The sequence below is a fragment of the Microcoleus sp. N9_A1 genome (genome assembly GCF_036701795.1).
In the GTDB taxonomy this organism is placed as follows: Bacteria; Cyanobacteriota; Cyanobacteriia; order Cyanobacteriales; family Microcoleaceae; genus Microcoleus.
Window position 1 is genome coordinate 1 of sequence record NZ_JAUBRI010000189.1, and the last position, 1,194, is coordinate 1,194.

Consider the following 1,194-nt stretch of genomic DNA (forward strand, 5'->3'; position numbering starts at 1 on the left):
TCGGTCTGTATTCACGGACGAAAGCCTTGATTTGATTGAAAAGTCGTTTCGAGAAGTAGCCCAAAAAATGAACTTTCAAGTGCTAGAGTTCAATGGCGAAGGCAATCATGTTCATGCACTGATTGAGTATCCGCCTAAATTGTCGATATCTCAAATTGTTAACGCATTGAAAGGCGTGTCCAGTCGTCGGTACGGACAGGCTGGACACGAAAAACCCCACAAAGAAGCATTGTGGAGTCCCAGTTATTTTGCTGTTTCCGTAGGAGGTGCACCTTTAGAAGTTTTGAAGGAATATATTAGAAACCAAGAAAAGCCGTCCTAGAAGGACGGGGCTTGTATCCCATTTTTTTGGTCAACGAAATGATCAATCCCGGTGATGTGCAGTGGATGACCGCTGGGGCAGGCGTAGTGCATTCCGAAATGCCAGAAGCTGAGTTTACCCGCACGGGTGGGCGACTGCACGGCATTCAACTGTGGGTCAACTTGCCGCAGCGGGACAAGATGATTGCTCCTCGCTATCAGGAAATTCCATCAGCGCAGATTCCGGTGGCTCAGACCAAAGATGGGTCCGTGACGGTGCGTGTGATTGCGGGAGAAGCGTTGGGGGCGAAAGCGGTGATTGAAACCCGCACCCCGATTATCTACTTGCACTTCACGCTACAACCGGGCGCAAGCATGGTTCAATCGGTACCGAAAGAGTACAACGCCTTTACCTATGTCATCGATGGGTCTGGTTTGTTTGGCACTGAGCAGGAACGGGGTGAGGATGGGCAAATGGTGATTTTTGCACCTGATGGTGAGGAAGTGGCGATCGCCAATCCTGCGGATGCCACCCAGCCCCTTGATCTATTGCTGATTGCTGGAGTGCCGCTGAATGAACCTGTGGTGCGCTATGGTCCTTTTGTGATGAACACTGAAGCCGAAATCCTACAAGCGATCGACGATTACCGAAATGGAAGGATGGGACACATTCATGCTTAACACGCTTCAAAACCGCATTACCCAACATCAACTTCTGACCAATATACGCATCAAGTTATTGCATTTGCATAAACTGTTGTTGGATACAGAGCGTATTCGTTACGAACAAGTGCGCGGACGGGTCTCTAAAGGTGAACAGGGTAAGCGCACCTCAAACGCAGTTGCCATCTAGATTGTAGGGCTGCTACTTTTAGAGAGTTCAGGGAGCGCTGC

2 protein-coding genes are annotated in these 1,194 nt (G+C 49.5%); both read left to right on the plus strand.

The window, feature by feature from the left end; translation table 11 throughout:
- The coding region (gene tnpA, locus QUA58_RS31355; RefSeq protein WP_333312580.1) for an IS200/IS605 family transposase at positions 1-322 on the plus strand (322 nt) is incomplete at its 5' end.
- Between the two features lie 11 nt (positions 323-333).
- On the plus strand, positions 334-981 hold the full coding sequence (locus QUA58_RS31360) for a pirin-like C-terminal cupin domain-containing protein (RefSeq protein ID WP_333398020.1): 648 nt from the start codon (positions 334-336) through the stop codon (positions 979-981).
- Positions 982-1,194: the final 213 nt, after the last annotated feature.